22 protein-coding genes are annotated in these 19,818 nt (G+C 61.7%); 11 read left to right on the top strand and 11 right to left on the bottom strand.

The genetic code is table 11. From position 1 onward, the window contains the following. Positions 1-14: 14 nt before the first annotated feature. Entirely contained in the window at positions 15-1,481 is a 1,467-nt protein-coding gene (gene ansP, locus ACSBQQ_RS11855; RefSeq protein ID WP_033637529.1) for an L-asparagine permease, read from the bottom strand. Between the two features lie 436 nt (positions 1,482-1,917). Next, the gene (locus ACSBQQ_RS11850) at positions 1,918-2,355 is read right to left on the bottom strand and encodes a PACE efflux transporter (RefSeq protein ID WP_033647078.1); all 438 of its coding nucleotides are present in this window, start codon (positions 2,353-2,355) and stop codon (positions 1,918-1,920) included. Positions 2,356-2,467: 112 nt separating this feature from the next. Between ACSBQQ_RS11850 and ACSBQQ_RS11845 the strand changes: the two genes are divergently transcribed. Beyond that, positions 2,468-3,361 carry a LysR family transcriptional regulator gene (locus ACSBQQ_RS11845; protein ID WP_060428257.1) on the top strand — a complete coding sequence of 298 codons (894 nt, stop codon included), beginning with the start codon at positions 2,468-2,470 and terminating at the stop codon, positions 3,359-3,361. 16 nt (positions 3,362-3,377) lie between these two features. On the opposite strand, the gene ACSBQQ_RS11840 is transcribed toward ACSBQQ_RS11845, so the two are convergent. Then, positions 3,378-3,941: a DedA family protein gene (locus ACSBQQ_RS11840; protein WP_033637532.1), complete on the bottom strand. Its 564-nt coding sequence runs from the start codon at positions 3,939-3,941 to the stop codon at positions 3,378-3,380. 50 nt (positions 3,942-3,991) lie between these two features. Next, the gene (locus tag ACSBQQ_RS11835; protein ID WP_060387410.1) at positions 3,992-4,669 is read right to left on the bottom strand and encodes a DJ-1/PfpI family protein; all 678 of its coding nucleotides are present in this window, start codon (positions 4,667-4,669) and stop codon (positions 3,992-3,994) included. 91 nt (positions 4,670-4,760) lie between these two features. Here ACSBQQ_RS11835 and ACSBQQ_RS11830 point away from each other — a divergent pair, with 91 nt between their 5' ends. The 3 genes from ACSBQQ_RS11830 (at position 4,761) to pbpG (ending at position 7,935) form a co-directional block, all read left to right on the top strand. After that, entirely contained in the window at positions 4,761-5,705 is a 945-nt protein-coding gene (locus ACSBQQ_RS11830; protein ID WP_060387411.1) for a GlxA family transcriptional regulator, read from the top strand. A gap of 45 nt (positions 5,706-5,750) precedes the next feature. Next, positions 5,751-6,854, top strand: coding sequence for an adenosylhomocysteinase (locus ACSBQQ_RS11825; protein WP_033653486.1), 1,104 nt, complete (start codon positions 5,751-5,753; stop codon positions 6,852-6,854). A 151-nt stretch (positions 6,855-7,005) separates the two neighbouring features. Then, positions 7,006-7,935: a D-alanyl-D-alanine endopeptidase gene (gene pbpG / locus ACSBQQ_RS11820; protein ID WP_041033978.1), complete on the top strand. Its 930-nt coding sequence runs from the start codon at positions 7,006-7,008 to the stop codon at positions 7,933-7,935. A gap of 34 nt (positions 7,936-7,969) precedes the next feature. On the opposite strand, the gene ACSBQQ_RS11815 is transcribed toward pbpG, so the two are convergent. Beyond that, a complete protein-coding gene (locus ACSBQQ_RS11815) occupies positions 7,970-8,425 on the bottom strand; it encodes a GNAT family N-acetyltransferase (protein WP_043146869.1) in 456 nt (151 codons plus the stop codon). Between the two features lie 75 nt (positions 8,426-8,500). Here ACSBQQ_RS11815 and ACSBQQ_RS11810 point away from each other — a divergent pair, with 75 nt between their 5' ends. The 3 genes from ACSBQQ_RS11810 to ACSBQQ_RS11800 all read left to right on the top strand — a co-directional run bounded on the left by ACSBQQ_RS11810 (position 8,501) and on the right by ACSBQQ_RS11800 (position 10,973). Further along, a complete protein-coding gene (locus tag ACSBQQ_RS11810) occupies positions 8,501-8,905 on the top strand; it encodes a VOC family protein (RefSeq protein ID WP_033637539.1) in 405 nt (134 codons plus the stop codon). Positions 8,906-8,984: 79 nt separating this feature from the next. Then, the gene (locus tag ACSBQQ_RS11805) at positions 8,985-9,950 is read left to right on the top strand and encodes an alpha/beta fold hydrolase (RefSeq protein ID WP_230199627.1); all 966 of its coding nucleotides are present in this window, start codon (positions 8,985-8,987) and stop codon (positions 9,948-9,950) included. A gap of 102 nt (positions 9,951-10,052) precedes the next feature. After that, positions 10,053-10,973, top strand: a complete 921-nt coding sequence (locus tag ACSBQQ_RS11800) for a DUF808 domain-containing protein (protein WP_049195887.1) — start codon at positions 10,053-10,055, stop codon at positions 10,971-10,973. Between the two features lie 229 nt (positions 10,974-11,202). On the opposite strand, the gene ACSBQQ_RS11795 is transcribed toward ACSBQQ_RS11800, so the two are convergent. The 5 genes from ACSBQQ_RS11795 to ACSBQQ_RS11775 form a co-directional block, all read right to left on the bottom strand. Further along, complete coding sequence (locus ACSBQQ_RS11795) at positions 11,203-11,742, bottom strand: GNAT family N-acetyltransferase (protein WP_043146873.1); 540 nt, start codon at positions 11,740-11,742, stop codon at positions 11,203-11,205. Positions 11,743-11,901: 159 nt separating this feature from the next. Then, positions 11,902-12,714, bottom strand: a complete 813-nt coding sequence (locus tag ACSBQQ_RS11790) for a MetQ/NlpA family lipoprotein (protein WP_060428259.1) — start codon at positions 12,712-12,714, stop codon at positions 11,902-11,904. Between the two features lie 130 nt (positions 12,715-12,844). Beyond that, a complete protein-coding gene (locus ACSBQQ_RS11785) occupies positions 12,845-13,696 on the bottom strand; it encodes a DUF1460 domain-containing protein (RefSeq protein ID WP_043146876.1) in 852 nt (283 codons plus the stop codon). Positions 13,697-13,800: 104 nt separating this feature from the next. Further along, positions 13,801-14,343, bottom strand: a complete 543-nt coding sequence (locus ACSBQQ_RS11780; RefSeq protein ID WP_043146878.1) for a GNAT family N-acetyltransferase — start codon at positions 14,341-14,343, stop codon at positions 13,801-13,803. Then, the gene (locus ACSBQQ_RS11775) at positions 14,343-14,810 is read right to left on the bottom strand and encodes an acyltransferase (RefSeq protein WP_033647061.1); all 468 of its coding nucleotides are present in this window, start codon (positions 14,808-14,810) and stop codon (positions 14,343-14,345) included. The genes ACSBQQ_RS11780 and ACSBQQ_RS11775 overlap by 1 nt, the downstream gene beginning before the upstream one ends. Positions 14,811-15,015: 205 nt before the next feature. On the opposite strand from ACSBQQ_RS11775, the gene ACSBQQ_RS11770 reads away from it, so the two are divergent. Continuing rightward, positions 15,016-15,606 carry a Yip1 family protein gene (locus ACSBQQ_RS11770; RefSeq protein WP_033637547.1) on the top strand — a complete coding sequence of 197 codons (591 nt, stop codon included), beginning with the start codon at positions 15,016-15,018 and terminating at the stop codon, positions 15,604-15,606. Positions 15,607-15,663: 57 nt separating this feature from the next. On the opposite strand, the gene ACSBQQ_RS11765 is transcribed toward ACSBQQ_RS11770, so the two are convergent. Then, positions 15,664-16,515 (bottom strand): DMT family transporter, encoded by an 852-nt coding sequence (locus tag ACSBQQ_RS11765; protein ID WP_060418320.1) that lies wholly within the window; start codon positions 16,513-16,515, stop codon positions 15,664-15,666. A gap of 598 nt (positions 16,516-17,113) precedes the next feature. Between ACSBQQ_RS11765 and ACSBQQ_RS11760 the strand changes: the two genes are divergently transcribed. The 3 genes from ACSBQQ_RS11760 to ACSBQQ_RS11750 are packed head-to-tail and all read left to right on the top strand — an operon-like array spanning position 17,114 to position 19,807. After that, positions 17,114-17,830 (top strand): ABC transporter ATP-binding protein, encoded by a 717-nt coding sequence (locus ACSBQQ_RS11760; RefSeq protein ID WP_060418321.1) that lies wholly within the window; start codon positions 17,114-17,116, stop codon positions 17,828-17,830. A gap of 16 nt (positions 17,831-17,846) precedes the next feature. Continuing rightward, on the top strand, positions 17,847-18,803 hold the full coding sequence (locus ACSBQQ_RS11755; RefSeq protein ID WP_049212819.1) for an ABC transporter substrate-binding protein: 957 nt from the start codon (positions 17,847-17,849) through the stop codon (positions 18,801-18,803). After that, positions 18,800-19,807, top strand: coding sequence for a FecCD family ABC transporter permease (locus ACSBQQ_RS11750; RefSeq protein ID WP_033647054.1), 1,008 nt, complete (start codon positions 18,800-18,802; stop codon positions 19,805-19,807). Before ACSBQQ_RS11755 ends, ACSBQQ_RS11750 begins: the two co-directional genes overlap by 4 nt. Positions 19,808-19,818 lie beyond the last annotated feature (11 nt).

Below are 19,818 nucleotides of genomic sequence, written 5' to 3'. Positions count from 1 at the left end.
GGCGGTTTGTCGATTCAGTGCGGGTTCTGCTCTTCGTGAGCCTGCTGCTCCCGCTTCACTTCCTGCGCGCGCTTGCGCAGGCCGAACCAGCCCAGCGTCAGCAGCACCGCCAGCACCGGAATGGTGGCGATGGTCCAGGTGCCGTTCGGGTAGTCGAACGCCATCATCACCACCACGATCAGCAGGAACGCCAGCGTCAGCCAGGAGGTGAACGGCGCGCCCGGCATTTTGAACGATACCGGCTGCGCGCGGCCTTCGCGCACGGCTTTGCGCAGGCGCATCTGGCAGACGATGATAAACGCCCAGGAGGCGATGATGCCCAGCGAGGCGATGTTCAGCACGATCTCGAATACCTGCGAAGGCACCAGGTAGTTGAGCACCACGCCGATCACGTAGATGCCGCAGGTGACCAGGATGCCGGCATAAGGCACCTGCTGGCTGCTCATTTTGGCCATCAGCTTCGGCGCGGAGCCGCCCATCGCCAGCGAACGCAGGATGCGGCCGGTGGAGTAGAGGCCGGAGTTGAGGCTGGACAGCGCGGCGGTCAACACCACGATGTTCATGATGGTGCCGATGTAAGGCACGCCCAGCTTGCTGAAGAAGGTGACGAACGGGCTTTGGCCGGCCTGGTAGGCGTTCCACGGCAGCAGCAGCACCAACAGCACCACGGAGCCGACGTAGAACAGGCCGATACGCCAGATCACGCTGTTGATCGCTTTGGGCATCATTTTGGCCGGATCTTTACACTCGCCGGCGGCGGTGCCGATCAGCTCGATGCCGGCGAAGGCGAAGATCACCCCTTGCACCAGTACCAGCGCCGGCAGCAGGCCGTGCGGGAACATGCCACCGTTTTCGGTGATCAGGTGCATGCCGGTGGTGTGCCCGGCGACCGGGGTGCCGGTGCCGAGGAAGACGACGCCGACAATCAGGAACAGCGCGATGGCGACCACCTTGATCAGCGCGAACCAGAACTCCATCTCGGCGAACCACTTCACGCCGATCATGTTCATGGTGGCGACGATGCCGAGCGCGCCGAGGGCGAACAGCCACTGCGGCACGTCGGCGAAGGTGCCCCAGTAGTGCATGTACAGCGCCACCGCGGTGATGTCGACGATGCCGGTCATCGCCCAGTTGAGGAAATACATCCAGCCGGCGACGTAAGAGGCTTTCTCACCGAGAAATTCGCGGGCGTAAGAAACGAAGCTGCCGCTGGAAGGGCGATGCAGCACCAGCTCGCCCAGCGCGCGCAGGATGAAGAAAGAGAAGATCCCGCACACCAGATAGACCAGCGCCAGCGCCGGCCCGGCCAGTTCGAGACGGCCGCCGGTACCGAGGAACAAGCCGGTGCCGATCGAACCGCCAATGGCGATCATTTGGATCTGCCGGTTGCCCATGCTTTTGTGATAACCGGATTCATGAGAGTCTAGCCAGCGTCTTCTGGCGGCGTGTTTATCGTCCGCCGACTTTTTTTGTGAGTGCATTATCCGTCCTGTTTACCTGTCTATGATGAACGCCGCCCTGAGCTGCAGGGCAAACGATTGCCATCAGCAATCGTAATGAGAATGAGGTCGTGGCATCATTCCGCTGTTTATTGTGTATACAGCCGCCGTTAAATAACGGCGTGGCATGCTACCGTTTCCCGATAAAGCTGGCAAAAAAACCTGCGTACAAAGCGTGAACAATTGTGTGTATTTTTTAAACTGAAAACAAAAGCGCATATTATTCAGTAAGATGAGTCTTATTATCAACACGGAAATATCGAGCGATAAAAGTGATTGAAATCACAGAATAATAATTACCGCGCAAATTAAAGGGATTTGGACGTTATTTTGCGTGAGGGGGAAGGCGGGCGGAAAATAAAGCGATGGCGCCTGCGCAGTAATTAGCGTGCGCAGGCGAATCGGACGCGGGGGCTTTTTAGGCGGATTCACCGGCCGGCAGAGCCGAAGCCGGCAGGCCGAACAGCTTGTCGAACGCCCAGTTAAACAGGAAGGTGTAGCAAGGAATGATGACGATCAGCGCCATATCCAGCAGCAGCGCCTGCCACAGCGTGATGCCCATCCACCAGGCGATCAGCGGGATCAGATACACCACCAGCGTCAGCTGAAAGCCGACGGCGTGCAAAATGCGGCGCTTGAGCGTGCGGGTACGCGACAGCTGGCGGCTTTCCCACCACTCGAATAAATAGTTGTAAATGAAGTTCCAGCTGACCGCGATGGTGGTGATCACCACCGCCAGCGGCCCGGTGCTGCTCGGCGCATGGCCCGACAGCAGCGCCAGCCCCAGCGCCGAGATCGCCATGCCGATGATTTCATAAGCGGTGACATACACCAGTTTGCGTTTGACGCCTTGCATTGTTTTCTCCCGATCTGTTTTTAGTTGCCTCTGCGGCGACGGCGGCTAAGATAACGTCAATCACATTGATAGAAAAAGTCAGGAGCTGTCAGTTTTACTGACAGGTTAAACGATGAACTTTTCCAGCGACAATATCGAACTGTTTCTGGCTGTGCTCGATCGCGGTTCGTTTTCCGCCGCCGCCCGCGCGCTGCGGCGCGTACCGTCCGCCGTCAGCATGGGTATCGCCAACATGGAGGCGGAACTCGGTTTCGCCTTGTTCGATCGCTCGCACCGTGAACCGACGCCGACCGCGCTGGCGTTGGCCCTGGCGCCGCACGCCCGCCTGATCGCCGGGCAGCTTAAGCAGCTGCAGGTGCACGCCATCGAACTTTCCCAGGGGCTGGAAAGCACGCTTTCGATCGGGGTGGCATCGGATATCAACGGTACTGGCCTGCTGGCGGCGGTGAAGACGCTGTCGCAGCGTTATCCGCTGCTGAACATCGAAGTGCTCAGCGCGCCACAGGACGACGTGCTGCACATGCTGCATCAGGGGCGCATTGGCGTTTGTCTGGCGTTCGGCGGGCTGAACATCAACAGCGCGGAGCAGTTCCACTTCGTCGGCGCGGAGTCGCTGGTAGCGATGGTATCGCCGCAGCATCCGGCGCTGGAGGGCGCGGCGGGCGAGCTGTTTCTCGAGGATCTGGTCAACGTGCGGCAGATCATGGTGGCCAGCCGCGATCTGCCGATCGGCGATCTGCGCCCGCAGGTGGCGGAGGCCTACTGGCGCACCGACAGCCTGCCGATGGCGCTGAACATGGTGGAAGCGGGCCTGGGGTGGGGCAATTTCCCGCTGTCGCTGGCCGAGCCGCTGCTGGCGCAGGGGCGGCTGGTGCGGCTGAAATTCAAAAACACTAAGAACGAGCTGCGCTTGCCGATGCATTTGATCTGGCTGAAGAATCGCCCGCTGGACAAGGCGGCGCGCGAGCTGGTCGAGCTGATGCGCACGGCACCGCAAGAAGGCTGACGCCAGGCGCGCTGGCTTATTCCGCGTGGCGTTTGCGCCACCAGAAGCGCACCAGCAGGATGGCGGCGATCGCCAGCGCGACAAACAGCAGGCTGGAGAGTTTTTTGTCGAAGCCGGTAACGAAGCGTTCGATCGCCTGGCCGCCAAAATAGCCGAGCATGACGAAGATCGTTGCCCACAGAATGGCGCCGAGGATATTGAGCGGCACGAAGCGCGATGGCGGCAGGCGGCTGGCGCCGATCAGCACCGGGCCGATGATGCGGAAGCCGTACATAAAGCGCACCCCGATAACGAACAGCATCGGGTGGCGGGCGATCAGCCTTCTGGCGCGCGCGATGCGCTTTTCCTGCCCCTTGAGCCGCGAGATGACCCGGCCTTCGAACCGGCGGCCGGCGAAGTACAGCAGCTGATCCCCCAGTGTACCTCCCAGCGCCACCACCGCGATCACCCACGGCCAGTGCAGCAAGCCTTCATGGGCGGCGATGCCGCCCAGCAGCGTGATGGTTTCTCCCTCAGCCAGGCAGCCGATAAACAACGCCCAGTAGCCGTAGTCCGTAATGTAGTGGGCCAAATCGGTCATTCCTTACTCCTTATGTGGCTGACGCATAAGGGCAAGTATACCCCCGATCGCTAGCCTTGGGCGATCTGGGCCACCAATGCTCTGCGCCGCGCCAGGCTTTCCGCCATCTGCGCCTGTACCCTGGCGTAAATGTGCGGCGGGGCCAGTTCCGGCGTGCCGCCCGTGAACGGCGGGGCCGGGGCGTATTCCAGATAAAGCTGGATCGTCTGGGCAGTGTCTTCGCCGTGCAGTTCGGCGATCAGCGCCAGCGCAAAGTCGATGCCGGCGGTGACGCCGCCGCCGCTGATCACGTTGCCGTCGCGCTCTACGCGTGCAGCGCTGGGGATGGCGCCGAACAGCGCCAGGCTGTCGCGCATCGACCAGTGGCAGGCGGCACGTTTGCCCGCCAGCAGGCCGGCCGCGGCCAGGATCAGCGAACCGGTGCACACCGAGGTCAGGTAGCGGGCATCGGCGCCCAGCCGCCGGATTTGCTGCATGAACGCTTTATCCTGCAGCGCCTGGGTGCAGCCGCTGCCGCCCGGCACGCACAGCACGTCGCAGCGCGCGATCTCCGGCAGCGGGCGCAGCTGGGTGAAGTGCAAGCCTTCCGATTCGACATCCGCGCCGTCTACCGAAGCGACGATGATTTCCGCGCCCGGCATGTGGCGCAGAAACTGCAGCGGGCCGGTGAAGTCGAGCTGGGTGACGCCTTGATAGATGGGAAATACAATCACGAGTGGTTCAGACATGACATTCGCCTCATTTTTATCGTTGGACCTGGGCCATAATAGCCGCCCTGATTTTGGCTGGTATGACAGATAACCCTCAAAAAGCGCCATCATGAAAACGATCGGTTTTGTGGTTTTTCCCGGTTTCAACCTGCTGGATTTTGCCGGCCCTCTGGCGGCGTTCGATAACGTCAGCCAGTTTACCGATCCATCGGCCTACCGCTGCGTGGCGATCTCGCCGCAGGGCGGGATGGTCGCCAGCTCGGCCGGGGTGGAGATCGCCACGCAGCCGTGCGGCGACGAGCGTTTCGATACGCTGGTGGTGGCCGGCGGCAGCGGCAACGTGATGGCGGCGCAGTCGCCGGCGCTGGTGGCGTTTCTGACCACCCACAGCCGGCGGGCGCGGCGCATCGCCAGCGTGTGCACCGGCGCGTTTATTCTGGCGGCCTGCGGTTTGCTGGACGGCAAGCGCGCCACCACCCACTGGTATCATGCGGCGCGGCTGCAGCAGAGCTATCCGCGCATCCGCGTCGACAGCAACCGCATTTTCATTCGCGACGGCGATATCTGGACCTCGGCCGGCATCAGCGCCGGTATCGATCTGGCGCTGGCGTTGATAGAAGACGACCTTGGCGCCACCCTGGCGGCGGCCGTGGCGCGGCAGCTGGTGGTCTATCATCGGCGCCCCGGCGGGCAGTCGCAGTATTCGCTGCTGCTGGCGTTGAACCCGTCGTCGGATCGCATGCGCGCCGCGCTGTCGTTCGCGCGCGAGCACTTGCACCTGCCACTGTCGGTGGCGGATCTGGCCGACGCCGCCTGCCTGAGCGAGCGCCAGTTCGGCCGGCTGTTCCGCGCCGAAACCGGGCAGACGCCGGCCAAGGTGATCGAACAGCTGCGGGTGGAGGCGGCCAGGGTGCGCATCGAAGAGAGCACCGAGCCGCTGGAGGCGATCGCCCGTTCGGTGGGGTTCAGCGATCCGGAGCGCATGAGACGGGCGTTTATCCGGGTATTTGGCCTGTCGCCGCAGGCGATCCGCCGGCTCGGCCGCGCGGGATAACTTTTTTGCCACGCCTGGCGGCGGGGCACACCAGAGGAGCAACGGATGTATCAGGATTTCGAGAGCGAATTGAACTGGGCGATGCGCCATATGCCGCGCACCCGGGCGGCGGTGGCGGCGTTGCCGGACCTGCACGGGGTGCGGCTGGCGTGCAATATGCACCTGGATCTGAAAATGGCGCCGCTGGTGGCCGGCCTGCTGGACAAGGGCGCGGCGATCTTCCTGACCACCTGCAATCCCACCACGGTGCAGAACGACGTGGTGGCCTGGCTGGAACGGCGGGGCGCGCAGGCCTATGCCTGGCGCGACATGAACGCCGGCGAATGGTCGGAGTCCTTCGACCGCGCGCTGGCCTGGCAGCCGACTCACCTGTGCGAAATGGGGGCGGATCTGACCACCCGTTTGCACCAATCGCCGAACGGCCCGCAGATCGTCGCCGGGCTGGAGGCCACCGGCTCGGGCATCAGCCGTTTGAACGGCGTGGCGCCGCGCTACCCGATCTTCAACTGGGACGATCTGCCGGTGAAAGAGGGGCTGCACAATCGGCATATGGTTGGGCTGACTGCCTGGCACACCTTCTTCCAGACCACCCACTTGACGCTGCACGAAAAGCGCGTGCTGGTGATCGGCTACGGCCTGGTCGGGCAGGGGACAGCGGCGGCGGCCAGGGCTTACGGCGGCCAGGTGATGGTGGCGGAAATCGATCCTGCGCGCGCGCTGCAGGCGCGTTATGACGGCTGGCAGGTGGTGGATCTGGCGAGCGCCGTCGCGCAGGCGGACGTGATCGCTACCGCAACCGGCGCGAAAAACGTGCTCTCGGCGCAGCATTTGCAACAGGCGCAAGACGGCGTGTTTATCCTCAACGTCGGCCACGTGGCAGAAGAGATCGACGTCGGCTTCCTGCAAGGCCTGCCGCACCACGAGCCGATGCCTTATGTGAACGCTTACCAACTTAATGAGAAGACGGTGTATTTGCTGGCCAACGGCTCGATGTTTAACCTGACCGCCGGCTATGGCGACAGCCTTAACGCCTTCGATGTGACGCTGGCGGTGATGGCGGCCGGCATCGGCCATATCGTCGGCGCCGGTGCGCGGCAAACGCCGGGGCTGTACCTGTTGCCGCAGTCGGCCTGGCAGCCGGCGCTGTAACTTTTTCCACGCGGGCGTTCATCCCAGAGCGCCCGCGGGCTGCGTCGTTTTTCATCGGACAGAATTTGTCACAAATCCGCCATACAATCCCAGTGCCAAGCGCTGAACCCTCACATATAATTCGCTGAGTTCAAGCCCCCATTTCAGAGTAATGCCTGTGAAAATACGTGTTTTGGTTCTGACCCTGCTCGCTTTGCAGGCGGGCGCAGGCTTTGCGCCGCGCGCGTTGGCCAGCGACAACGCCGCCGCCCTGCACGCCACCCAACCGGAGCTGGCCTCCGGCAGCGCGATGGTCGTCGATATGCAAACCCATAAGGTGATGTATGCGCGCAACCCGGATGAAGTGGTGCCGATCGCCTCGATCACCAAGCTGATGACCGCCATGGTCACGCTCGACGCGCACCTGCCGCTCGACGAGATGCTGGCGGTGGACATTCGCCAGACGCCGGAGATGAAAGGGGTGTATTCACGGGTGCGGCTGAACAGCGAAATCAGCCGTAAGGATATGCTGCTGCTGGCGCTGATGTCGTCGGAAAACCGCGCCGCCGCCAGCCTGGCGCACCACTATCCGGGGGGCTACAACGCCTTCATCAAAGCGATGAACGCCAAGGCCAGGGCGCTGGGCATGACCAATACCCATTATGTGGAACCGACCGGGCTGTCTATTCATAACGTGTCGACGGCGCGCGATCTGACCAAGCTGCTGATCGCCACCAAGCAATATCCGTTGATCGGCCAGCTCAGCACCACCACCGAACGCATGGCCAGCTTCAAGGATCCGAACTACACGCTGCCGTTCCGCAACACCAACCACCTGGTGTACAACCCGAAATGGAACATCCAGCTGACCAAAACCGGCTTCACCAACCAGGCGGGCCACTGCCTGGCGATGCGTACGGTAATCGGTAACCGCTCGGTGTCGCTGGTGGTGCTGGACGCCTTCGGCAAATACACCCACTTCGCCGACGCCAACCGCCTGCGCAGCTGGATTGAAACCGGCAAGGTGACGCCGATCCCGGCCGCCGCCCGCGACTATCGTCGCCAAAAAGACGCCCGTCTGGCGAAGAACGACAGCGAATAACCCGCCTGGCGGCCTGCCCGTTTGCGGCAGGCCGCTATCGGCCCTCGGGCCGTCTGATGACAAATCCCCGCTCGCGATCGCCGTCGAAACCCGCCTTGAGATAAAGCTGGTGCGCGCCGGTGCGTTGCTGCCCCGACAGCAGCATCACCTTGTAACAGCCCTTGCGCCAGGCCAGCTGCAGCGCGTATTCGATCATCGCGAGCGCCACGCCGTGGCCGCGATAGGGCTCCGCCGTCACCACGTGTTCGATGACGCCGAACGGCTGCGCCTGATGCGCCAGCCCCGGGATCAGCGCCAGCATGCAGGTGGCGATCGGCTGTTCCTCTTCCGCTGCCACCACCAGACGAATGGCCGGATCGTCCAGCAGGCGCTGCAGGGCACGGCGCGCGTCGTCGCTGCGCAGCGGCGCATCCTGTGGGCGCAGCTCGCGATACAGAGCCAACAGGCCGTTGAGATCGTCCGGCTGCGCCAGGCGATGAATGATGCTCATGGTTGCTCCTTTCGCCGCTTCAAGGGTAATCCGCTATCCTCCATTAATACCACAACGATTACCGAAGGGGATGTTATGAGTCAGGTTTCGACCTTTGTCATGTTCCAGGGGGAGGCGCAGCAGGCGATCGACCTCTACAGCCAGGTGTTTGCGCGTTTTCGGCTCATGCAGGTGCAGCATTACGACCCGACGCCGGACGGCCGGCGGTTAATCAAGCATGCCACCATCGATTTCGACCGGCAGAACCTGGTGTTTATCGACAGCCCGATCAGCCATGATTTCAGCTTTACCCCGGCGGTGTCGCTGTTCATCAACCTGCCTAACGAAGAGGCGCTGGAGCAGGCTTTCCACCGCCTGGCGGAGGGCGGCAAGGTGCTGATGCCACTTGACGACTACGGCTTCAGCGCTCGCTTCGGCTGGCTCAACGATCGCTTTGGGCTTTCCTGGCAGCTCAATGTGCCGGCGGGGGATCTGCCCTGAGGCTAAGGGGGAGTGTGCAAAAGGCATGGTAGTTCCTGTTGTTGTTTCATATGCTTATCGCCGGGGCAGGAACTCTGCCGTGGGGAATACCGACAACATCATGGAAAGGTGCGATTTGATTGATTTTGACCGCTATGTTGAGCAAGCGAAGTCTTACGGTGAGTGGCCGGGGGCACAGGTGGGCACGTTGTCCGGTTGCGTTGAGGGATTGAGCTACCGCCTGTATCGACAAACTGCCGAGAGCGAAGACGTGATCGTGGTTTATCACGGCGGCGGGGTTAACAGCGCCGCCGGGTATGACATTCTTGCGCGCCAGCTGGCCGCCGAGCCAACGCTCGCGGTGTGCCTGGTCGATATTCGCGGGCATGGCGATTCCACGGGAGAGCGGGGGACGGTTGAGCGGCCTGAGCGTATTTGGCGCGATGTCGATGTCATCCTGGCGGAAATGCGCCTGCGTTTTCCGTTAGCGCGCAGGCACCTGCTTGGCCATTCCAGCGGCGCCGGGATGTTGCTCAACTACCTGACCCGCTATCCTTGTGAACAGCAGGCGGACAGCCTGATCCTGCTGGCACCCGAGCTGGGGCCATTTTCCGGGATGGCCCGCGATCTGGCGGCGGCGGCCCGTTTTGCCCAGGTGCGGCAATGGCCTTTTGTGGCCAATGCGCTCAGCGGTGGGCGATGGTTTGGGCAATCTCGGGCGGTCAGCCTGAATTTCCCCCCGGCCGTACTGGCCGCCTCCCCCGATTTTGTTTGCCAATACAGCGTTAATATGGCTAACGCCTTGACGCCACGCACCCCGGCAAAGCAACTGGCGGCGCTGCGATTGCCGACTTTGCTGCTGGCGGCAGCGCAGGATGAGTTGTTCAGCGCACAATCCTTGCAGCGTTTCGTTGAACAGCATGGCAGCGTGCATGTTGCCTTTGGCTTGCTTGCGAGCAGCACGCATTTATCGTGCGTCTTTGAGGCCCACGTCCCGATCCTTCAACATATCTCACGCGCGTTCGCTCTCGGAGCTGATGAGGGACTGTCAGGCGAGAGGTTTTAACTTCCACCCGGCGTTTTCCGCGATCCTCCCATATCCTTTCATGACGCTTTACCGCTATGCTAAATATAGAATGGCCCGTGAACATGAAAAGGATGAATCATTTTGGCAGGAAGTAGCTTACTTACCCTTATCGACGACATCGCCTCGTTGCTGGACGATGTCTCTTTGATGACCAAGATGGCGGCAAAAAAAACCGCTGGGGTGCTGGGGGACGATCTGGCGCTCAACGCGCAGCAGGTCACCGGCGTTAAAGCCGACCGCGAACTGCCGGTGGTGTGGAGCGTCGCCAAAGGTTCGCTGATCAACAAGGCGATCCTGGTGCCGCTGGCGCTGCTGATCAGCGCTTTCGCGCCCTGGGCGATCACGCCGCTGCTGATGGTGGGCGGCGCCTACCTGTGCTACGAAGGGTTCGAAAAGGTGTATCACAGCCTGAGCCAAGACAAGCAGGCACATGAGGATAAGCAAGACGGACCGGGCGCCAATGAGGATGTGGCGGCCTATGAAAAGCGTAAGATAAAAGGGGCTGTGCGTACCGATTTCGTGTTATCCGCCGAGATTATCGCCATTACGTTGGGCACCGTCGCCGGCGCCACTTTCAGTCAGCAGGTGATCGTGCTGTGCGGCATCGCGCTGGTGATGACGCTGGGGGTTTACGGCATCGTCGCCGGTATCGTCAAGCTGGATGATTTGGGGCTGTACCTGAGCCGCAAGGGCAGCGCGTTGGCGCGCGCCGTCGGCGGCGGCATCGTGCGCGCCGCGCCTTATTTGATGAAAACGCTGTCGATCGTCGGCACAGTCGCCATGTTTATGGTCGGCGGCGGCATCCTGACCCACGGTCTGCCGCCGGTACATCATCTGTTTGAGGACTGGGCTTCCTACGCTACGGTGGTGCCAACGTTGGGGCATATTTTGCAGGGTGTCATTCCAGCTCTGCTGAACGTGGTGTTCGGTGTGATCGCCGGCGGCGTGGTGCTGGCGGTAGTGTCGGCGCTGGGCGCGGTGCGCGCGCGTTTCAAGGCATGATGAAAAGTCTCGCCCCGCAAGGGGCGGGACGGAGCTGACGCTTTAAAAAATCAGTTTGAGAACGCCGGTAATCGTCAACAAACCCACGATGAAGATGATGGCGACAATCCACAGAATAATTTTCATTTACTTCTCCCTTACCGGTTAAATGTGGCGCACGATTGGCGCTAACTTAATGAAATCACTCTTCACTATAGACGCTAACTCCCTATCGTGCGTCGCCATGTATTCAAGGATGCTGACTGTCGCCCGAGCCCAGCGCGCGCTGCATGAGGTGGGTGTCGCGCCATTCCCCCAGTTTGAATCCCACGGCCTTTAACGTCCCGACGCTGGTAAAGCCGAGCGACTGGTGCAGCGCCAGCGAACCGCGGTTGGCGGCGGAATCGCCGACGATCGCCAGCATCTGGCGCCAGGGGCCTTGCTCGCAGCGGGCGATAAGCTTGCTCAGCAGCGCCTTGCCGACGCCTTTACCCTGTTGCCCCTCGGCGATATACACCGAGTCTTCCACGGTAAAACGATAGGCCGGCCGGGGCCGATACGGCGTGGCGTAGCAGTAGCCCACAATATGGCCTTCGCTTTTCGCCACCAGCCAAGGCAGCCCGGCTTCTTGCACCTTGCTCAGCCGCAGCTGCATTTCCGCCAGGGGCGGCGGCTGTTCTTCAAACGAGGCGGCACCGTACAGCACGTGGTGGGTGTAAATGCGCAGCACGGCGGCCATATCGTCCGGCGTGGCGTCAAGGAGGCTGAGTACGGGAGCGGAGAACGTCATGGTAATGCCTGTTTACCTTGGAAATCAGCGGATAAACGCCATTATGCGCGCCGCTCGCCGCCGGGGTAAATCGGGTTTTCTTATGGTGAGATAAGAAAAGGCGATGATTAGCGGACAAGGGGCTCTTTGGGGAGAGCCCCTGTGGCGCTGTGCCTGGAATTACCAGCCTTTCACCGCGCCGCCGTTGAAGATTTTCTCGGCGGCTTTGGCGACTTCGTCCGACTCATAGGCCTTGATGAAGTTCTGCACGTTCGGCGCGTCCTTGTTGTCTTCGCGGGTGACGATGATGTTGGTGTACGGCGAGTCCTTATCCTCGATGAAGATGCCGTCTTTGGTTGGCGACAGGCCGGTCTGGTTGATGTAGGTGGTGCTGATGACGGCGAGGGTGACCTTTGGATCGTCCAGCACGTGCGGCAGCTGCGCGCCTTCCAGCTCCATGATTTGGTAACGGTGCGGGTTGGCGCTGATGTCCAGAGCGGTGGGCAACAACCCCTTGCCTTGTTTCAGCGTAATCAATCCGGTTTTTTCCAGCAGCAGCAGGGCGCGCCCCAGGTTGGTCGGATCGAGCGGGATGGCGATCACCGCGCCGTCCGGCAGCTCTTTGAGCGATTTTATCTTTTTGGAGTAGCCGGCCATCGGGAAGACAAAGGTATTGCCGACCGCCACCAGCTTATAGCCGTGATCTTTGTTTTGCTGTTCGAGGAACGGGCGGTGCTGGAACACGTTGGCGTCCAGTTCGCCCTTGTCGGTGGCGTCGTTCGGCAGCAGCGAACCGCTGAAGCCGACCAGCTCGACGTCCAGCCCGTATTTCTCTTTCGCCACTTGCCTGGCGACTTCCGCCACGTCCTGTTCCGCGCCGTTGATGACGCCGACCTTGATATGGTTCCGATCGGTTTTTTGATCGCAGCCCTGAAGCGCCAAAACGGCGGTGAAGGCCGCCGCCAGAGGGGTGATACGCCAGCGTAAGGTCATCGAAGTCTTCCTGAAAAGAACAATAAAATCAGTTGGTTTTTGTTCTTACAGCTAAGCCTGAACCGCCGATGAAGTCAAACGCTCGCTCAGCATAAACGGCTATAGCTTATAGCCGTTATGCGGCGGGGGATTATCGGCTGAGCGAACGCAGCACCACGATGCCCGGCGTGGCCATCACGTAATCCATAAAGGGCGAATCGACCACCCGCATGTTGGCCTTGCGCGATGAGGCGTTGCGCAGCACCGGGCCGTTGTCGGTCATCACGAAGATGCCGGTGTGGGTCACGTCCAGCCCGTCCAGGTTGGTGTAAATGCCGATGTAATCGCCGGTGCGCAGCTGGGCCAGCACCTTGTCGTCGATACGGTCGCTGGGGATATAGGTCACGCTGCGTTGTACGTCGGGCAAGCCGGGCAGGTAGCTGCCGCCATCCGCTTTGCGGTTGAGGGTTTTCACGAGGGTGACGGCGTGCGGGCTGAGCCGCGCGGTGATGTCTTCAGCCACTTTTTTCGGCCGCTGCGCCCAATCGGTGAAGAAGTGTTTGCGCTGCGGGAAGGCGATGTTGCCGTCGACGTAGCGAATGTCTACCAGGCGCTGTACGAACTCGCCCTCGCTGCGGGCGGTGCTGAGTGCTTCCACATAATCGATGTAGGTGAAGCAATCCAGCCCGCGGAAGTCGATCACCAGCTGCTCGGGCGTGCTCTGCGAACCGATCAGGCGGTTGGCGAGATAGGGCGTGCCGAGAAACTCGCGCGAAATCAAATCGACGGTGCGGCCATGTGGCTGCGTGGCGTGCCAACCGGCGCGCAGCGCGAGGATCTCATGCAGCTTGCTGCGGGTGCTGGCGTCCATCTGCGGTTGCACAGCCGGCGGCGAAACGGTGACGTCGGTCGGCGGCGTTGCGGGGGAGACGGCGGTGGGGCGCTCGGCGCATCCGCTCATGGCGATAGCTAACATCAGTAAAACAACCTTGTTCTGGTTCATACGGCCCTCCCTGGGTGTCGCTGGTTTATCAGAGTCAGTGATAACAGTTCTCATCCGATGGTAGGGGTTAAAAAGTAAACATAGCCTCAATGGCGGCCGATAAATCAGTAACCGATTTCGCTATTGAACGGCAAATACCAGAACAGCGCGATTTCGTGATCGGCGATCTCCGGCTCGGCGCGGTACAGCAAACGGTCGATGCCGCCGAGAATAAACCCGTAATGCTGGTAGCAGCGACAGGCGGCCAGATTGTTGTTCTGCGTTTCGAGCATCATACCTGAGGTTTCCTGCTGCCGCGCCCACTGTTTGGCGCAGTCCAGCAGCGCCCCGGCGATGCCCTGACGGCGCGCGTGAGCGCTGACCGCGATCTCGTCGATCAGGGTGTAACCGTTCCAGTTTTTGCTCAGCGTGATGTGGCCAACGGCTTGGTCCTGGCGATACGCCAGGAAAGTCGCGCTGTCTTGGTTGGCGAACGGCGCCAAGGGATACTGTTTGCGAAACGGCGCCACCGGGCGGGTTGGCCAGCTGTCGACCGGGGTGTCGAACTGCGGCAGGGCGTAACAGCGGATGGTAAAGCCGAAATCGCCGCGCGTCAGGTAATCATCGGGCAGCGCCTCAATGGCCGCGATGCGGATGACCGGGGTCATTACGGCAGCTCCCGCAGCAGGCGCGCCGGGTTGCCGGCATAAATCCCCTTGCGGGTGATGTTGCGGGTCACGACCGCCCCGGCGCCGATCACCGCGTCGCTGCAGATCTCCACCGCCAGGATGGTGGCGCCGGAGCCGATGGACACCCGATCGCCGACGCGCGTGCGCCCCCAGCTGGCCGGATCGGCATTGGGCGCGCCGTCTTTGAACAGATCGTTGGCGAAGGTGACGCCGTGGCCGACAAAACACGCTTCGCCGAGGGTGACGTATTCGCAGATAAAGCTGTGCGACTGAATTTTACTGCGCGCGCCGATGCTGACGTGGCGCTGGATCTCCACGAACGGGCCGACGAAGACATCGTCGCCGAGCCGGCAGCCGTACAGATTGCAGGGCTCGACAACGGTGACGTTGCGCCCGGCGTCGACGTCGACGATCCCCGCCTGGCGGGTGGTGATAACGGATGACATGGCCTTCCTCGCAGCCTGGTTTTTATGGTGGGAGTATAAGACAAAGCGCCGCGGCGTTGCGCTTTCCGCACGTTTTTTCGCCGAAAGACTATAATGAGTACAGGGGAGAGAGCCCCGTGGCCGCAATCCTCGCACGGGTAGCAGTCCGTCGGAGGTGTGAAATTCGTTCGCCGATCGCGGCCTACGGCGAGATAGGAGGTGTCTCATGGTCAGTCATGTTTGGGGACTTCTGGCGCATCCCAGCGCCGAGTTCGAACAGATCAAAAACGAGAATGAAAGCGTCTCGCACCTATACACCCATCACGTGTTGCTCTTGGCAGCAATCCCGGTGGTCTGCGCCTTTATCGGCACCACCCAGCTGGGCTGGCTCTCCGGCGAGGGACATGCCATCAGGCTCGACATGTTTACCGCGCTTTATACCGCCGTGGCGTTTTACCTGCTGATGCTGGCGGGCGTAGCGGCCATGGGGAAAGTCATTCACTGGATGGCGCGGCGCTATGAATCGCGCCCCAGCCTGCACCGCTGCATGGTGTTCGCCGGCTACGTAGCGACCCCGATGTTCCTAAGCGGGATTGTGGCGCTCTATCCGGTCGTCTGGCTGTGTCTGTTTGTCGGCATTATCGGCCTGTGCTATTCGGGCTATCTGCTGAATCTGGGGATCCCGCACTTCCTGAATATCGACAGTAAGGAAGGGTTCATCTTCTCCAGCTCGACCTTCGCCATCGGCATTCTGTTGCTCGAGCTGCTGCTTGGGGTGACGGTGCTGCTGTGGGGGTACGGTTCCTGGTTATTCTGAGTTAACGGTTGTTGTTGTCGCCCCCGCGCCGGTGGAACGGCGCGGGGGCTTTTGCTTTTATACGCGGCGGAAAACCAGCATCACGCCGAGCACGATGCCCGCCATGCCCAGCAGGCTCAGCGCCGCCAGCGCGTGGCCGAGCAGCAGGTAGTCCAGCAGGGCGGTGACCGCCGGGATCAGATAGAACAGGCTGGTGACCTGCACCAGGTTGCCGCGCTGGATCAGGCGATACAGCAAGAAGGTCGCCAGCACCGAGATCACCACCGCCATCCACAGCAGCGGTAGCACGAACTCTGGCCGCCACTCGACCCGCAGCGGCTCAAACGGCAGCGCCAGCGTACACATCAGCAACCCGACGGCATACTGCAGCGGCAAGACCGCCAGCGGCGGCTGCGTCATGCCTTTTTGCAGCAGGGTGCCGGCGGTCATGCAGCCCAGCGCGATAAAGGCGAACAGCATGCCGCTCAGCGAGAAGTGGGCCACCATCAGGCTTTGGTACACCACCAGCGTCAGCCCGACCATTGCCAGCGCCAGGCCGAGCGCCCGCAGCCCGGTGCAGCGCCGTTCGGTGATGAACTGGGTGAGGATCGGCTGTACGCCAAGCAACGTGGCCAGCACGCCGGGCGTAATACCCTGTTCCAACGCCAGCAGATAGCAGATTTGATAGCTGCCGATCATCAGCACGCCAATCAGCGCGACGCGCCGGCGGGTGCCGGGGGCGGGCAGGCACTGGCGCTGCCACAGGCCGATGGCCAACAGCACCGCCAGCGCGATGGCGCAGCGGAAGAACAGAAAAGCGAAGGCGGAGGCGTGCTCCAGCCCCCAACGGGAGAAAATCGCGCCGCTGCTCCAAAGCAGGACGAACAGCGTAGCCAGGCCGGCATTGGCCCAGAGAGAAGGTAATCGCATGTCAATTTCACCTGTCGTGAAAATTACAGGCTCCGGCGCGCGCGGCGGTCTACGCCTGAACGCAACAGATCAATAAGCCGGAGGTAAAAAGTCGGTTTGGCTTAGCGCACGACCACAATGCGTGGCGGGTAAGCGGCAACCGCTGAAACGACAGAGGAAACGGCGGGTGGGGCGGAAGAAGCACACAGCAAAACGGCGGCCGGAACGGTCGCGTTTGTCGGATCTGTGCTGTGCGCCAGGTAGGTCATGTGAGTTCCTGAAAACCGGGAATGAAACTAATCGCTCAAACATAACTAAGTTCAGCGGGGCGTGCAATCGGAAATCGCAGTGGTTTAAGTGATAATGAAAATCATTATCATTCATTGAGAGGTATGCTATGTTGCTTTGGCCGCGCAGTTTTGACGCAGAGGGCGCGGCTTGCTCTTGCCTCGGTTCACGCAATGCGTGCGACAAAAGACATTGCGATTCGCTTTTGCAGAAGGCACGTAATCGTGGTAAAAATATTGATATGTTATAATATAACAATTTACGCATAATGAATTCAGTTCGCGACATCCTCCACGTTGATGGGATTAGCCTGACCGGCCACGGCGGGGCATTGATACTCGACAACATCCATTTCGCGCTGCGCGCCGGTGAGAAGCTGGCGGTGATCGGCCCTAACGGCAGCGGCAAGTCCAGCCTGTTGCGTGCCCTGATCGGTGAAACGCGGCCGGACAGCGGCGACATTTACTGGCGAGGGCGCGCCTTGTCCGCGTGGCCGGCGGCGGAGCGCGCCAGAAGCATCGCCTTTCTGGCGCAAAACGATCTGCCGGATTTGCGGCTGTCGGTTGAGGACTACGTGGCGTTGAGTCGTTTGCCGCATGGCGCATGTTCTGCGACGGGAAAGCGCATCGTTGACGAAGCCATCGGGGAAACCGGGCTGGCGTCGCTCAGGCACCACCCGTTGGGGCGGCTCTCGGGCGGCCAGCGTCAGCGTGCCGCGCTGGCTCGGGCGTTGGCGCAGTCTCCCGATCTGTTGTTGCTGGATGAACCGACCAATCACCTCGATCCGCCCGGGCGCTCGGCGCTGCTGTCGTTAGTGAAAAATAAAGACATCTCCGTGATTGCGGTGCTGCACGACCTGCCCGTGGCAGAGGCGTTTGCCGATCGGATCCTGGTGCTCAACGAAAGCCGTCAGGTGGCCTGTGGTACGCCCGAGGCGGTGTTGCAGACCCCAGTGATTCTGCCGGTGTTCGGCATGAACAGTTTCAAGGTGGCGCATCCCGTCAGCGGGAAAACGCTGCGCATTTTTGACGTTCCCCATTGCGCTTGATCAACCAGAGAGAAACATGAACGCACGCGTATTCATTCTGCTTCTGCTGCTGGCCGCCAGGTCGGCGGCGGCCGAACATTTTCCCGTCACCGTAGAAAGCTGCGGTGTGCCGGTCACCTTCAACCAGGCGCCGCAGCGCGCCGTCATCAACGACATCAACATGGCCGAGATGGCCTTTGCACTGCATCTGCAGGATCGCATTGTCGGGCTGACCGGCATCACCGGCTGGTACAAACTGACGCCCGAATTCAAGGCCGCGATGGGCACCATTCCCGAGCTGGCGCCGAAATATCCCGCTTTGGAAACGCTGCTGGCGGCACAGCCGGATTTCTTCTTCGCCGGCTGGAATTACGGCATGAAGATCGGCGGCGACGTCACGCCGGAGAAGCTCGCCCCGTTCGGCATCAAAACGCTGGTGCTGAGCGAGAGCTGCGTACAGGCCGGCGGGCGGCCGCAGAAGGCCGATATGAACCTGCTGTATGACGATGAGCTGAAGCTCGGCAAGATTTTCGGCAAGCAGCAAGAGGCCACCGCGCTGGTTGAGGGCTGGCAGCGCCGGTTGGCTACGCTTCCCGCCAGGCCGGCGGGCCAGCCGCCGCTCAAGGTGTTCGTCTATGACTCGGGGGAGGAGAAGCCTTTCACCAGCGGCAAATACGCGATGCCGACGGCGATCATCGAAGCGGCGGGCGGCCGCAACGTGATGGACGGTTTGCCGGCGAGCTGGACGACGGCGTCCTGGGAGGCGGTAGCGGCGGCCGAGCCCGACTTCATTATTCTGCTGGATTACCAGACCGGTTCGGGCGCCGATGCGCTGCGGCGCTTCCTCGAGTCTCACCCGTTGATGAAATTGACGCCTGCCGTACGGCACCACCGCTATCTGAAACTGCAGTATGCGGAGCTGACGCCGGGGCCGGCCAACATCGGCGCAGTGGAAAAGCTGGCGCGGGCGCTGTACGCGCCGGAGGCTGAATGAACTCGCCGACTCGGCGCTTTATGCTGCTCGCACCGCTGGCGCTGTCGGTATTGTGCGGGCTAATGATCTGGAGCCTGCAGTTGGGGAGCGTCGCGCTGTCATGGCGGCAGGCGTTTGCGGCGTTAGGGCTCGGTTCGGCGCCGCTTTCCGGCATGCTGGACACCATCGTCGTGCAGCTGCGGGTGCCCAGGGCTTTGTTGGCGGCGTTAACCGGCGCCGGACTGGCGATGACCGGCGCGCTGCTGCAGACCACCACCCGCAATGAGCTGGCCGATCCTTTTTTGTTTGGGCTCTCTTCCGGTGCCTCCGCCGGCGCGGTGCTGGTCATCACGCGCTTCGGCGATGCGCTGGGCGTACTGACGTTGCCGCTGTCCGCTTTCGTCGGCGGCGTTTTGTCCGCATTGGCGGTGATGATCCTGTTTCGCGTCAGCCGGGTCAGGCGCGCCGAGCAGCTGATCGTCTGTGGCCTGGCGGTCTCATTTTTGTTTAGCGCGCTCACCAGCTACCTGGTGTTTTCCGGCGATCAGCGGGCGGCCGGTTCGGTGTTGTTCTGGTCGCTCGGTGGGCTGGGGCTGGCGCGTTGGGATAATCTGTTCATTCCGCTGGTGAGTTTCGTGCTGCTGGCCGGGTTTACGGCGCTGCGTTGGCGGGCGCTGGACGCGCTGCTGGCGGGCGAGCAAACCGCCCATTCGATGGGGGTCAACGTGGCGCGGCTGCGCACCGAGACCTTTCTGTGCTGCGCACTGTCCACGGCGTTTCTCGTTTCGCTGACGGGCGTGATCGGCTTTGTCGGGCTGATGGTGCCTTATCTGGCCCGGCGCCTGGTGGGCGTGCGCCACCGATTGTCCGTGCCGATGTGCGGCATGCTGGGGGCGATGCTGCTGACCGGCGGCGACATGCTCAGCCGCAGCCTGATCCCCAATCAGGAACTGCCCATCGGCATCATTACGGCGGGGCTGGGGGGCGCGTTCATCGTGTCCTTGCTGCTGCGCGCGGAGCGGTGAACGCCGCCCTG

The organism is Serratia sp. G204Y (genome assembly GCF_051172435.1).
GTDB lineage: Bacteria > Pseudomonadota > Gammaproteobacteria > Enterobacterales > Enterobacteriaceae > Serratia > Serratia sarumanii.
Note: the sequence above shows the minus strand (reverse complement) of the source record. Positions and strands in the feature narration are given on the sequence as shown.